Raw genomic sequence first — 13622 nt, forward strand, 5'->3', positions numbered from 1 at the left:
CCCGATCTCTCCGACCCGCGCCCCCACTGGTTTCACCCCGCCCCGGGTACATCCGTAAGGAACACAGGAGGCACCATGTTCCGGATCGACCGCAACCTGACCGCCGATGAACTCGACAAAGCCCTGCGCGCCGACGTTGCCGAAGGGCTCACCGCACGGCCCAAACGACTCCCGCCCAAGTGGTTCTACGACGAACGCGGCAGCGGGCTCTTCGAGGACATCACACGGCTTCCCGAGTACTACCCGACCCGCTCCGAACGCTCCATCCTGGAGGCGCGGGCGGACGAGATCGCGGTGGCCGCCGGGGCCGTCGCCCTGATCGAGCTCGGCTCCGGGGCCGGGGTCAAGACACGGCTGCTCCTGGACGCCATGCGCCGCCAGGGCGACCTCGTCCGCTTCGTCCCGGTGGACGTGAGCGGGGAGTTCCTGGAGTCCTCCGCCCGCCCGGTCGTCAACGACTACCCGGGCCTGTACGTGCACGCGGTGGTCGGCGACTTCGAGCACCACCTCGGGCTGCTGCCGGTCAGCGAGAGCGGCTGTCAGCTGCTGGCGGTGCTCGGCTCCACCATCGGCAACCAGGAGCCCGGGCCGCGCGCGACCTTCCTGAAGGACATCCACGGGGTGCTGCACCCGGGAGACTCCCTGCTGCTCGGCGCCGACCTGGTCAAGGACCCCGCCCGGCTGGTCGCCGCCTACGACGACGCCCAGGGGGTCACCGCGGAGTTCAACCGCAACGTGCTGTCGGTGATCAACCGGCAGCTGGGCGGCGACTTCAACCCGGCGGCCTTCGAGCACCGGGCGGTGTGGAACGCCGAGTGCGAGTGGATCGAGATGCGGCTGCGCGCCCGCACCGCCCAGCACGTGCGGGTGGCAGACCTGGACCTGGAGGTGGACTTCGCGGCGGGGGAGGAGATGCGGACCGAGATCTCCGCGAAGTTCCGCAAGGAGGGGCTGACCGCCGAACTCGACGCGGCCGGGTTCGACCTCACCCACTGGTGGACCGACTCGGCGGGTGATTTCGCACTGACCCTCGCCACGGCCCGTTGAGTTCGGCGCAGGGGGTTTCAGAGAATCAGAGCCCCGCTGCGGAGCCGATCAGTGAGCCGATCAGGTAGGTGACCAGCATCGCGAAGGACCCGCCGAGCACGCAGCGCAGTGCGCTCCGGGCTGGCAGGGCGCCGCCCATGCGGGCACTGACCGCGCCCAGCAGGCCGGTGGCCGCCAGCACCGCGACCACGGTCACCGGCAGCCGCCAGACGTCAGAGCTCAGCAGCATGGCGGACAGCGGGATCGACGCTCCGAGCAGGAAGGAGAACATGCTGGCGAAGGCGGCCTGCCAGGGGTTGACCCGGTAGCGGTTCAGACCCAGCTCCACCTCCACATGCGCGCGCAGGGCGTCGTGGTCGGTGAGCTCCCGGGCGACTCTGTGGGACAGCTCCTCGCTGATTCCGCGCGCCCGGTACATCCCGGCGAGCTCCTCCAATTCGCCCTCGGGGTCCTCGGCCAGCTGCCGCTGCTCCTTGGCGATCGCGGCCCTCTCCGCGTCCCGCTGGGTGCTCACGGACACGTACTCGCCCGCCGCCATGGACAGCGCGCCCGCCACGGTTCCGGCCACCCCCGCGATCAGGAGCGTCTCCCGGTGCGGGGTCGCGCCCGTCACACCCACCACGAGCCCCGCTGTGGAGATGATCCCGTCATTGGCGCCCAGCACGGCCGCGCGCAGCCTGTTCAACAGCGAACCCAACCGCTTCTGTGACTGCTCCGGGTTCTGTTCCATGGGGCCAGGATGACACGCGTGACCCGACCCGGGACCTCTCACCGTGCCTGACTCCGATACGCTCGTTCCGTGTTCAAGGTAGGAGTTTTCGGCGCCGATGGGCGCGTGGGATCAGAGGTCGTCAAAGCGGTTCAGGCCGCCGACGACATGGAACTCGTCGCGGGCGTGGACAGCGCCGACGACCGTGACGCGGTGCTGGGGGCGGACTACGTCGTCGACTTCACGCACCCCGACGTGGTGATGGACAACCTCGAATGGCTGATCGGCCACGGGATCCACGCCGTCGTCGGGACGAGTGGTTTCGACGAGACCCGCCTGGCGCGGGTGCGCGCTCTCCAGGCCGCCAAACCGGGTGCGAAGGTGCTCATCGCACCCAACTTCGGCATCGCTGCCGTGCTCATGATGCATTTCGCGAAGAAGGCCGCGCCCTACTTCGACTCCACGGAGATCATCGAGCTGCACCACCCCAACAAGGCCGACGCCCCCAGCGGGACCGCCTACCGCACCGCTGAGCTGGTCGCCGAGGCCCGTCGCGAGGCCGGGACCGCGCCGATGCCCGACGCCACCACCTCGGAGATCCCCGGGGCCCGCGGCGCCGACGTCGAGGGCGTCCGCGTGCACGCCCTGCGCATCCAGGGCCTCATCGCCCACCAGGAAGTGGTGTTCGGCACCGACGGCGAGACCCTCAAGCTCCGCCACGACTCCATGACCCGGGCCTCGTTCATGCCCGGTGTCCTGCTCGGCATCCGTAAGACCGCGGACCTGCCCGAGCCCCTCACCCTGGGTCTGGAGCCCCTGCTCGGCCTCGACTAGCGCTCAGTACACGAAGAGGGGACCGTCCGCGCGGACGGTCCCCTCTGTCATCTCGGCAGCCTCAGTGCTTCGGTGGCTGGGGCGGTTACGCGCCCCGGCGGCAGGTGAGGAAGACCTGTACCTCGGGGTGGGCCCCCTCGTCCTTGGGGTGGAAGCTGACCACCCGTTCGTCCTCGATGACCAGACCCGCCTTCTCCACTACGGAGCGCAGTTGGTCCCGTGGGTATCCGGACACCCGGATCTCGGTTCCGAGGAAGGGGATGGGCACGTCGTCGAGGTCGGCCTCGACCATGGACAGGCACAGCAGGCCGCCGGGGACCAGGGAGGCGCGTACCCGGCCCAGGGCCTCGGGGATCCGTTCCTTCGGCAGGCACAACAGGGAGAAGAAGGCGACGATGGCGTCGTAGGACTCCTCCGCCGGGTCGAGGTCGACGATGTCGGCCTGGCGGAACTCGGCCTCCGGGACGTTGTGGCGGGCCAGTTCGAGCATGCGCTCGGAGATCTCGAAGCCGGTCACCCGGGCACCAGCACCGGCCAGCTGGCGGGCGGTGGGCAGGCCGGTGCCCGAACCCAGGTCCAGCACCTGGGCGCCCGGCGGCAGCAGGCTCAGCAGTCTGCGGACACAGTCCTCCTGGCCTTCCTTGTTGGGAAAGGCCTCGTCATAGCGTTCTCCGATCGTGTCGAACGCATCCGCCTGACGGGCGTTGCGTTCGGCCCAGGCCGCCGGGTCGGGGGCTAGCTCGCTGGGGTCGGTGGGGTGATCGCTCGGCACGGTTCTCCAAGGGGGACGTTGGCGGGGCAGGCATCGTAACCGGCGGCAGGTGCTCCGGCGTAGTGCCTCAGGTAAGCCCAGGCAGGACGGCGTGTCCGTGCTCCAGGTAGACGGGTCCGCTCCTGTCATCGTCCGCTGCGACCGCCGCGAGCATCCGCCGGGCGACGCGCGCGGGCAGGTGTTCGGGGAGTTCGGCGGGCGGGACCCACTTCCAGCCGGAGAGCTCGTCGGGCTGCAGGCGGAAGTCGGTGGAGTCGGTGTCGACACGGAACAGCCACTGGCAGGCGGTGGTGCGGGGCGGCTGGGCCGGCACCCAGTCGACCACCAGCAGGGCGAGCACATGCGCGGTCACGCCCAGCTCCTCGGCGATCTCCCTGCGGCAGGCGGTCAGCGGGGACTCCTCGGCCTCCATCATCCCGCCGGGGATCCCCCAGGGCTCCTCGGGCGCGTACACGCGCCGCACCAGAAGCACATCGCCTGTTCCCGAACGGATGAGCCCGCCCGCCGCTCCTCGGGTCGCGGGCAGGTTCGCGAAGAACTCCTCGTCGCTCTGATAGCTCACGCCGTCGATCCTAAGCCGCTGATAGGAAATTCCTGGACCTGCTGTGAATACGGGGGAGGGCTCCGAGGCTGGGAGGAAGCGTGGTTCACTCGCGCGGGGTGAACGACGCGATGGTGTCGCGGATGACGTCGTCGTAGGCGCGGCGTTCGCTCTGTGGCCCGTACCAGGCGATCCAGTACGCGGTGGTGCCCTCCCCGTCGTTCACGTGGATCTGGAGTGCGATGGTGAACCGGTCCGGGTCCTGGTCCCAGTCCATGTTGAGGGCGGTGTTCTCGAAGCCCGTGTAGGTGTCCTCGAAAACCGTCGCGTCCCAGGAACGCGGGAGGTCGGTGAAGTCGTCGGCATCCAGCATCCGTTGGGTGCGGTCGGACATGTCCAACTCGTCCATGGCCGCCTCCCACTCCTCCAGGGACTCGGTGACGACGTCCTCGTGTTCGGGGTCGGAGTACCAGCCGGCGGACATCAGGGTCTCCGGGAACTCCTCCGTTTCCTCCGGCGGAACGAAGGACACCGACCCCCAGTCGCTCAGGGCGTGTGGTTCGTCGCCGCGGACCTCCTGCTCCCAACCCCGTGGGTAGTCGACCAGGAAGCCGTCCGCGGAGTACCTGTCGTATTCGACGGAGAGCCTGTCGGGAGAGAGCAGGTACGCGCCCAGGGCCGTGACGAGTACGAGCGCTGCGACCGCGGCCCCGACCGCGATCAGGGTCCGGCCGCGGCGGCCGGATCCCCCAACGGCCGCTGGCCCCCTTCCCTGGTCCTGCGGGGGCGGTCCGGGATCCGCCCGACGGGTCGGCGCCTCCATGGGCCCTTGGTCGCCCCGCAGCAACGCCAGGGCGGACTCGGCGGTGGGGCGCTGGCCCGGGTCGTGCTCCAGCAGGGCGGTGATGAGCGGGGCGAGGGCACCGGCCCGGGTCGGCGGCGGAGCGGGCTCCGAGAGCACCGCCGCGATGGTCTGGCCGACCTCGTCCCGCAGGAACGGGTGCCGGCCCTCCACCACGGTGTACAGGGCCGCGCCCAGCGCCCACAGATCCGACGGGGGCTCCGCGGGGCCCCGGCCGCGAAGCCGTTCCGGTGCCATGTACGGGGCCGAACCCATCCGGGACCCGTCCCTGGTCACCTCGTCCTCGCCCGCGATGGTCGCGATCCCGAAGTCGGCCAGCAGTACTCGGCCGTCGTCGGCCAGCATGATGTTCCCGGGTTTGACGTCGCGGTGGACGATCCCCCGGGCGTGCGCGGACCGCAGGGCCTCCAGGACCGCCTGAGCGATCCGCGCCGCCTCCGCCACCGGCACAGGGCCGTGCCGGGCGACCTCCTCGCGCAGGGAGCGCCCCCGGACCAGTTGCATGACCACCCAGGGGTCGCCGTCGACGTCGAGGATGTCGTGCACGGTCACCACACCGGGTGCGTCGGCCAGGCGCCCCGCGGACCGGGCCTCGCGCCGCATCCTCGCGTGGAAGGTGGACCGCTGCTCCTCGGGGGTTCCCGGCGGCAGGATCATCTCCTTGAGCGCGACTTCGCGCCCCAGGACACGGTCCCAGGAGTACCAGACCGCTCCCATGCCGCCGCGCCCGAGTTGACCGCGGATCTCGTACCGGTCCGCCACCACACGGGGGTTGTTGTTGGCGCTGCTCGTCATGGCCGCCCTTCCAGGGGGGTTGGGGAGGGGCCGAACGGTGGACGAGCCTAGCAACAGACCGGTCGTCTATCCCAGGGCGAGGGCGATCGAGAACAGCAGACCGAAGGCCATCTGGAGTTTGCCGGTCTCGCCCAGGCCCAGAACCAGGTCGCGGCCGACCTGGCCGCCGAGCACCCGGCGGAGCGGGGGGACGGCCAGGGGGAGCGAGAGCAGGATCAGCGGCACCCACCAGGACACCGAGGTCAGCACGAGGGCCACCAGGAAGGAAGCGATGATCATCCCTGCGAAGAGGCGGCGGGTCCCCGTCTCGCCCAGGCGGACGGCCAGGGTGATCTTGCCGGTCTCGCTGTCGGTGGGGATGTCGCGCAGGTTGTTGATCACCAGCACCGAGCAGGACAACAGCCCCACCGGGACGGAGGCCACCCAGGCCTGCCAGGGCAGCGACTCCATCTGCACGAACACCGTGCCCACCACGGCCACCACGCCGAAGAACACGAAGACCGAGACCTCGCCCAGGCCGCGGTAGCCGTACGGGGTCCTGCCGCCGGTGTAGTACCAGGCGGCGGCGATCGCGGCCACGCCGATCAGCAGCAGCCACCACGAGGTGGTCGCCACCAGCACCAGGCCGACCAGTCCGGCGAAGGCGAAGCTCCCCAGCGCCGCGGCCAGGACCTGCCGGGGCGTGGCCAGCCCGGAGGCTGTCAGCCGGGTGGGGCCGGTGCGCTCCTCGGTGTCGGTGCCCTTGACCCCGTCGCTGTAGTCGTTGGCGAAGTTCACGCCGACCTGGAGCGCCATGGACACCACCAGGGCCAGCAGCGCCTTCCACCACACGAACCCGTCTAGGGAGAAGGCCAGCGCGGTACCGACCGCCACCGGGACGACCGAGTTCGGAAGCGTGCGGGGGCGCAGCCCCGAGACCCATTCACTGACCGTGGCCACGCGCCGGTCCTCCAGTTTCGAGATGGTGGGCACACCGAGGGGCGCGCCCGGACAACTACCCAACGGTAGTGCCTGGCCGCCACCCGGCCGAATTCGCCTGCCCGGCCCAACCAGCGGAACCGTTTCGAACTACTCCGAGATGGCCGCGTGCAGCCGCACCATCGGCAACAGCCGACCCATGTCGATCTCCCGCCGGGCGCCATCCGCGCGCCACCCCGAGGCCTCGAAGAAGGCGCGCAGCGCGTTGTCCTCCTCCGGCACCCATACGTGCACCGTCCCGAACCCGGCCTCCACCAGGTGGTCCACGCAGGAGTTCACCAGGCGGCTGCCGTGCCCCTGCCGGACCCTCTCCGGGTCCACGTGCAGGGCGAACACCTCGGCGTCCTTGGCCGGCCACAGGTCCGGGTCTCCGGCCGGACCGAAGGCGGCGAACCCGACCACCGTCCGCACGCCCCCGTCCTCGTCGGTGGCCACCACGAGCCGGTGTTTGGAGGTGGGTGGTGACTCCAGGGCCGCCGTCCACTGCTCATGGAACTGCCCCCGAGCCTCCTCCCCGGAGAGCCCTTCCCTCACCTCGTCGGGCAACAGTTCCCCGTACACCGAACGCCATGACGCGACCTGGAGGTCCACCACCGTGTCCACGTCGGTTGCACGGGCGGGACGGACGAACTGTGCACTGGACACGAAGGGGCCTCTCGGTTGCTTTCAGGGCTGCGTACCCGGGACGGGACACGCGGCACGACAAGATCACCCACGCCGGAGTTTCCGGACCTTGCACCGGCATGGGAACATCTACGTTGTGAGCCTCATTATCAGAGTTATCGCGAACGCGCTGGCCCTTTGGGTCGCTGTCCTCCTCGTCGACGGAATCGACGTTTCGACGCAGGACACCACCAGTCAGGTCATCACCTTCCTCGTGGTCGGTGCGATCTTCGGCGTGGTGAACGCGGTCATCAAACCGATCGTCAAAACGGTCGGCTGCCTGTTCTACGCCCTGACTCTGGGGCTGATCGGGCTGGTGGTGAACGCACTGCTGTTCCTGCTCACGGAGTGGATCGCCGGGCTGTTCGAGCTCCCCTTCCACGTGGACGGCTTCTGGCCCGCTTTCTGGGGCGCCATCGTCGTCACCATCGTGAGCTGGGTGGTCAGCATGTTCCTTCCGGACAAGAAGGACAGCTGAGCGACGTTCGAATTATCCCCGCCCAACAACTCCCAACTGCGGTGATACCGGGCCCCGCCCGCGTGGCGCGGGCCCGGTGCGGGTAGGTTCACATCTCCAGGGACCCTGTCGGGCGCATAGGCTCAATGGGCTTCACCCCTGCCGGTGCGGTTCCTCACCTCGACCAGCGAGGACGGGGATCGAACCGGGCACGCTCCCACGTACTCCCATGTGCGCGGGGAGCACACAGACTTTCCCGCGTCCGGCACATGTGTTCGCCGGACGCGGTGACGGACGCCCAGCGCCGTCTTCACCCGTGTACGGAGGAAAGCACCCGGCACGGGACGCACCGCTTGTTTCTCACGCACATGGAGAGGAGGAGGGGCACACGAGGGCCCTGACGCCTTCCCGGCCAGGGGCCCGAGAGCCTTTCACATCACGATGGTGGACACCAAGAACCGCCCGTTCGGCAAGATGCTGACCGCGATGGTCACCCCGATGCTCGAGGACGGGGAACTCGACTACGACGGCGCCGCCCGACTCGCCACCTACCTGGTGGACGAGCAGCACAACGACGGCCTGATCATCAGTGGCACGACCGGTGAGTCGCCCACGACCAGCGACGACGAGAAGGACCGCCTGCTGCGCACGGTGGTCGAGGCCGTCGGCGACCGCGCCCAGATCGTCGCGGGGGTCGGCACCAACGACACCCGCCACAGCGTCAGGCTGGCCAAGGCCGCCGAGAAGGCGGGCGCGCACGGTCTGCTGGCCGTCACGCCCTACTACAACAAGCCCCCGCAGGAGGGGCTGATCCGGCACTTCACCGAGATCGCCGACACCACCGACCTGCCGGTCATGCTCTACGACATCCCGCACCGCACCGGGACACCGATCGCCTCCGAGACCCTGGTCCGGCTGGCCGAGCACCCGCGCATCGTCGCCAACAAGGACGCCAAGGACAACGTCGGCGCCAGCTCCTGGGTCATGGAGCGCACCGACCTGGCCTACTACTGCGGCACCGACATCCTGAACCTGCCGCTGCTGTCGGTCGGCGCGGCCGGTTTCGTGAGCGTCGTCGGCCACATCGTCGGCAGCGACCTCAAGGACATGATCGATGCCTTCGAGGCCGGTGAGGTCGGCCAGGCGCTGGCCATCCACCGCCGCCTCACCCCGGTCTACACCGGCATGTTCCGTACCCAGGGCGTCATCACGACCAAGGCCGTCCTCAATCTCTTCGGCCTGCCCTCCGGCCCGGTCCGCACCCCGCTCGCCGACGCCTCGTCCGAGCTTCAGGCACTCCTGCGCGAGGACCTGGCCGCCGCCGGGGTCAAGGGTCCGATCGGGCTCGCCCCGCACCAGGCCGTGCCCGCGAGCGCCGTGCGCGTCGAACGTCTCACGGAGGGTTCCGTATGAGTCACCCGCACCCCGAACTCGGCCCGCCCCCGCCCCTGGGCAAGGGCGCCCTTCGCGTCGTCCCGCTCGGCGGGCTCGGCGAGATCGGCCGCAACATGACGGTCTTCGAGTACGACGGCCGTCTGCTCATCGTCGACTGCGGCGTGCTCTTCCCCGAGGAGGAGCAGCCCGGCGTCGACCTGATCCTGCCGGACTTCGACTACATCCGGGACCGCCTGGACGACATCGAGGCCATCGTGCTCACCCACGGGCACGAGGACCACATCGGCGGTGTGCCGTTCCTGCTGCGCGAGCGGGTCGACATCCCGATCGTCGGCTCCAAGCTCACCCTGGCGCTGATCAGCGCCAAGCTGGGCGAGCACCGCATCAAGCCGGAGACCGTCCTGGTCGAGGAGGGGGAGCGACACGACTTCGGCCCCTTCAACCTCGAGTTCTTCGCGGTCAACCACTCCATCCCGGACGCGCTGGCCGTGGGTATCCGCACCCCCGCCGGGTCGTTGCTGCACACCGGCGACTTCAAGATGGACCAGCTGCCGCTGGACAACCGCCTCACCGACCTCGCCGGGTTCGCCCGATTCGGGGACGAGGGCGTCGACCTGCTGCTGTCAGACTCCACCAACGCCGAACAGCCCGGGTTCGTCGTCAACGAGCGCAACCTGACCGAGGCGATCGACAAGGTCTTCCGCCAGTCTGAGAAGCGCGTCGTGGTGGCCTGTTTCGCCTCGCACGTGCACAGGGTCCAGCAGGTGATCGACGCCGCGGTACGCCACGGCCGCAAGATCGCCTTCGTCGGCCGCTCCATGGTCCGCAACATGAACATCGCGCGCGACCTCGGCTACCTGAGCATCCCCGGCGACACCATCGTCGACGTCAAGCAGCTCGACAAGCTGGCCCCGGACAAGGTGCTCATGGTGTGCACGGGCTCCCAGGGCGAGCCCATGGCGGCGCTGAGCCGCATGGCCAACCGGGACCACCAGATCCGCATCGAGGAGGGCGACACCATCCTGCTCGCCTCGTCGCTCATCCCGGGCAACGAGAACTCGGTCAACCGGGTCATCAACGGTCTGACCCGCTGGGGCGCCAAGGTCGTGCACAAGGGCAACGCACTCGTGCACGTGTCCGGCCACGCCTCCGCCGGTGAGCTGCTCTACGTGCTCAACATGGTGCGCCCGCGCAACTTCATGCCGGTGCACGGGGAGTGGCGGCACATGCGCGCCCACGCCGACCTGGCCAAGCTCACAGGTGTGCCGAGTGACCGCATCGTCATCGCCGAGGACGGCGTGGTGGTCGACCTGTACAAGGGACGCGCCAAGATCGTCGGCGCAGTGCAGGCCGGGTACGTCTACGTGGACGGTTCCTCGGTGGGCGACGTCACCGAGGCCTCCCTCAAGGACCGCCGCATCCTCGGCGAGGAGGGCTTCATCTCCGTCGTCGTGGCGGTGGACTCCAACTCCGGCAAGATCCTGGGTGAGCCCGAGATCCACACCCGGGGCGCGGGGATCAGCGGTGACGCCTACGACGACGTCGTCGACAAGCTCCAGGACGCCCTGGACAAGGCGGCCGCCGACGGGGTCAACGACCCGCACCAGCTGCGCCAGCTCATCCGCCGCAGCACGGGACGCTGGGTCAACGAGACCTACCGTCGCCGTCCCATGATCATCCCCGTCCTGGTCGAGGTCTGACCGGACACGAATCGTTGAACGGCCCGGAGCGCACCCCGCGCTCCCGGGCCGTTCGGCTGTAACCCTTTGGACCTCCTCCCACCCGTCGCCCGAACGGGGCGCGGGGTGCGTACTCACGACACGCCGGGCGGGCTTCGTGCTCCGGGCTGGACGCCTTAGTAGGCTTCCCGCCGTGCCGGGTAGCTGTGCCCGGGCCCCGGAAACGACCCCGTCCCCTGTGGAGGTGACCCCCGATGGCCACGCGTGCCTCCTCAGGTGGTTCAGGGCGCAAGAAGCCCGCTGCCCGCAAGCCCGCCGCGAAGAAGCGCATGCCCGACGGGCCCATCGCTTACGTGGTCACCCTCTTCGGCCAGTTCCTGCTGGTGCTGTGGAAGCTCATCGCGCACACCGTGGGCGGGGCGGCCCGCGCGGTCGGGCGCAGCGCCCGCGGCCTGGACCCGGACCTGCGCCGGGACGGGATCGGGCTGGTCCTGCTGGCCCTGGGCATCCTCGTGGCCTCCGCCGTGTGGTGGCAGAGCGAGGGCCCGCTGCTGGAGGCCACCCGTTTCGTGGTGGTCGGCGCCTTCGGCACCTTCTCGCCGATCCTGCCGCTGCTCTTCCTGCCCATCGCCGTGAAACTGATGCGCACGCCCAGCTCCGGCCGAGAGGGCGACGCCGGGCGGCTGTCCATCGGGGTCACCGCGATCATGCTCGGCCTGCTCGGGCTGATCCACATCGCGCACGGCATCCCGCAGCCCGTCGACGGCATCGAGGGGCTGCAGAACGCGGGCGGGGTCATCGGCTTCGTCGCCTCCGGGCCGCTCAGCGCGGTCGTCACCCCCTGGCTCACCGGGCTCCTGCTGGCCCTGGTCCTGATCTTCGGCATCCTGGTGGTCACCGCCACCCCGATCCGCCGTATCCCGGACCGCCTGCAGACCCTGTTCGGCGCCCTCATGGAGCGCGACACCGGCCCCGACTCCGGGATCGGCATCCTCGGCGCGGACCCGGAGAAGAAGCCGGCCAAGCGCAAGCGCAAGCCCAAGTCAGCGGCCTCCGAGACCGTCGCGGGCGACCACGAGCGCCCCTACGATAGCCCGGTCCTGCCCAGCGAGCCCGAAGCGGAGATCGCCCCCGCCCTCACCGACGAGGAGGAGGCCGCGGCCGCCGCGGCCGCCGTGCCGAAGAAGCCCGCGAAGAAGGCCAAGGCCCCGGTCCCCGACCCCACGCCGCCGCCGGTCACCACTGAGCAGCTCTCCATACCCTCCCGCGTGGTGGAGGGCGACTACGAACTGCCTGTCCCGACCATGCTCAAGCCCGGATCCCCGGTCAAGCCGCGTACCCAGGCCAACGACGACGTGGTCGCCGCGCTGAGCGGGGTCATGGAGCAGTTCAAGATCGACGCCGAGGTCACCGGCTTCACCCGCGGCCCGACAGTCACCCGCTACGAGATCGAGCTCGGCCCCGCGGTGAAGGTCGAGAAGGTCACCGCGCTGTCCAAGAACATCTCGCTGGTGGTCAAGAGCGCCGACGTGCGCATCCAGTCGCCCATCCCCGGCAAGTCCGCGATCGGTGTGGAGATCCCCAACACCGACAAGGACATAGTGAGCCTCGGCGACGTGCTGCGCTCCCCGGCGGCCACTTCGGACGACCACCCCATGCTGGTGGGTCTGGGCAAGGACGTCGAGGGCAGCAACGTCGTGGCCAACCTCGCCAAGATGCCGCACGTGCTGGTCGCCGGTGCGACCGGTGCCGGTAAGTCCACCTGCATCAACGGCCTCATCACCTCGCTGATGATGCGCGCCACCCCCGACGAGGTGCGGATGATCCTGGTCGACCCCAAGCGGGTCGAGCTGACCATGTACGAGGGCATCCCGCACCTGATCACGCCCATCATCACCAACCCCAAGAAGGCTGCGGAGGCCCTCCAGTGGGTGGTGGGGGAGATGGACCGCCGCTACGACGACCTCGCCGCCTCCGGCTACCGACACGTGGACGACTTCAACGCCGCCGTGCGCACCGGGGAGCTCACCGCCCCACCGGGCAGTGAACGCGTCTACGAGCCCTACCCCTACCTGCTGGTGATCGTCGACGAGCTCGCCGACCTGATGATGGTCGCCCCGCGCGACGTCGAGGACGCGGTCGTGCGCATCACTCAGCTGGCTCGCGCCGCCGGGATCCACCTGGTGTTGGCCACCCAGCGCCCCAGCGTCGACGTCGTCACCGGTCTGATCAAGGCCAACGTGCCCTCCCGGCTCGCCTTCGCCACCTCCAGCCTCGCCGACAGCCGCGTCATCCTGGACCAGCCCGGCGCCGAGAAGCTGGTCGGCAAGGGCGACTCGCTCTTCCTCCCGATGGGCGCGGGCAAGCCCATCCGCCTCCAGAACGCCTGGGTGAGCGAGAAGGAGATCCGCGGGATCGTCGACCACTGCAAGAAGCAGTCCGAGCCCAGCTACCGCGAGGACGTCGCGGTCGCCGACACCAAGAAGAAGGAGATCGACGAGGACATCGGCGACGACATGGACCTGCTGCTGCAGGCGGTCGAGCTGGTCGTCACCACCCAGTTTGGGTCCACGTCGATGCTCCAGCGCAAGCTCCGGGTCGGGTTTGCCAAGGCGGGCCGCCTGATGGACCTCATGGAGAGCCGCGACGTGGTCGGCCCCAGCGAGGGTTCCAAGGCCCGCGACGTCCTGGTCCAGGCCGACGACCTCGCGGCGGTACTCACCGACATCAGGGGCGGCTGAGCCCTCGCACCGCCCTGGCCGCACTTGTCACCCCCACGTCCGGGTCGCCCGATTTGGTGTGATCTTGAGTCACGCATAGGGCGTGGTGACCTGCTTAGACGCTCTCCGAGTAGCAGAGTGGGTATACGTAGGCACAGAAAGTCGCGGGG

12 protein-coding genes are annotated in these 13622 nt (G+C 69.6%); 6 read left to right on the top strand and 6 right to left on the bottom strand.

The window, feature by feature from the left end; translation table 11 throughout:
- Nucleotides 1-75 precede the first annotated feature (75 nt).
- Complete coding sequence (gene egtD, locus D457_RS0104955) at nt 76-1047, top strand: L-histidine N(alpha)-methyltransferase (RefSeq protein ID WP_017579539.1); 972 nt, start codon at nt 76-78, stop codon at nt 1045-1047.
- A gap of 25 nt (nt 1048-1072) precedes the next feature.
- On the opposite strand, the gene D457_RS0104960 is transcribed toward egtD, so the two are convergent.
- Complete coding sequence (locus D457_RS0104960; protein ID WP_017579540.1) at nt 1073-1777, bottom strand: VIT1/CCC1 transporter family protein; 705 nt, start codon at nt 1775-1777, stop codon at nt 1073-1075.
- 69 nt (nt 1778-1846) lie between these two features.
- Here D457_RS0104960 and dapB point away from each other — a divergent pair, with 69 nt between their 5' ends.
- Entirely contained in the window at nt 1847-2590 is a 744-nt protein-coding gene (gene dapB / locus D457_RS0104965; protein WP_083926675.1) for a 4-hydroxy-tetrahydrodipicolinate reductase, read from the top strand.
- 85 nt (nt 2591-2675) lie between these two features.
- On the opposite strand, the gene D457_RS0104970 is transcribed toward dapB, so the two are convergent.
- The 5 genes from D457_RS0104970 to D457_RS0104990 all read right to left on the bottom strand — a co-directional run bounded on the left by D457_RS0104970 (nt 2676) and on the right by D457_RS0104990 (nt 7183).
- Nucleotides 2676-3362: a class I SAM-dependent DNA methyltransferase gene (locus D457_RS0104970; protein ID WP_017579542.1), complete on the bottom strand. Its 687-nt coding sequence runs from the start codon at nt 3360-3362 to the stop codon at nt 2676-2678.
- Nucleotides 3363-3429: 67 nt separating this feature from the next.
- The gene (locus D457_RS0104975; protein ID WP_017579543.1) at nt 3430-3924 is read right to left on the bottom strand and encodes an NUDIX domain-containing protein; all 495 of its coding nucleotides are present in this window, start codon (nt 3922-3924) and stop codon (nt 3430-3432) included.
- Nucleotides 3925-4009: 85 nt separating this feature from the next.
- A complete protein-coding gene (locus D457_RS33990) occupies nt 4010-5560 on the bottom strand; it encodes a serine/threonine-protein kinase (protein WP_051072869.1) in 1551 nt (516 codons plus the stop codon).
- A 66-nt stretch (nt 5561-5626) separates the two neighbouring features.
- Nucleotides 5627-6499: a 1,4-dihydroxy-2-naphthoate polyprenyltransferase gene (locus D457_RS0104985; protein ID WP_026116340.1), complete on the bottom strand. Its 873-nt coding sequence runs from the start codon at nt 6497-6499 to the stop codon at nt 5627-5629.
- 129 nt (nt 6500-6628) lie between these two features.
- Nucleotides 6629-7183 (bottom strand): GNAT family N-acetyltransferase, encoded by a 555-nt coding sequence (locus D457_RS0104990; RefSeq protein WP_017579545.1) that lies wholly within the window; start codon nt 7181-7183, stop codon nt 6629-6631.
- 115 nt (nt 7184-7298) lie between these two features.
- Between D457_RS0104990 and D457_RS0104995 the strand changes: the two genes are divergently transcribed.
- From D457_RS0104995 to D457_RS0105010, 4 genes are all read left to right on the top strand, one after another.
- Nucleotides 7299-7679 carry a phage holin family protein gene (locus D457_RS0104995; RefSeq protein ID WP_017579546.1) on the top strand — a complete coding sequence of 127 codons (381 nt, stop codon included), beginning with the start codon at nt 7299-7301 and terminating at the stop codon, nt 7677-7679.
- 420 nt (nt 7680-8099) lie between these two features.
- Entirely contained in the window at nt 8100-9071 is a 972-nt protein-coding gene (gene dapA, locus D457_RS0105000; protein ID WP_017579547.1) for a 4-hydroxy-tetrahydrodipicolinate synthase, read from the top strand.
- Nucleotides 9068-10753, top strand: coding sequence for a ribonuclease J (locus tag D457_RS0105005; RefSeq protein ID WP_017579548.1), 1686 nt, complete (start codon nt 9068-9070; stop codon nt 10751-10753). The genes dapA and D457_RS0105005 overlap by 4 nt, the downstream gene beginning before the upstream one ends.
- A gap of 233 nt (nt 10754-10986) precedes the next feature.
- Nucleotides 10987-13473: a DNA translocase FtsK gene (locus tag D457_RS0105010; protein ID WP_026116341.1), complete on the top strand. Its 2487-nt coding sequence runs from the start codon at nt 10987-10989 to the stop codon at nt 13471-13473.
- Nucleotides 13474-13622: the final 149 nt, after the last annotated feature.

This window comes from Nocardiopsis valliformis DSM 45023 (assembly GCF_000340985.1).
Classification (GTDB): domain Bacteria; phylum Actinomycetota; class Actinomycetes; order Streptosporangiales; family Streptosporangiaceae; genus Nocardiopsis; species Nocardiopsis exhalans.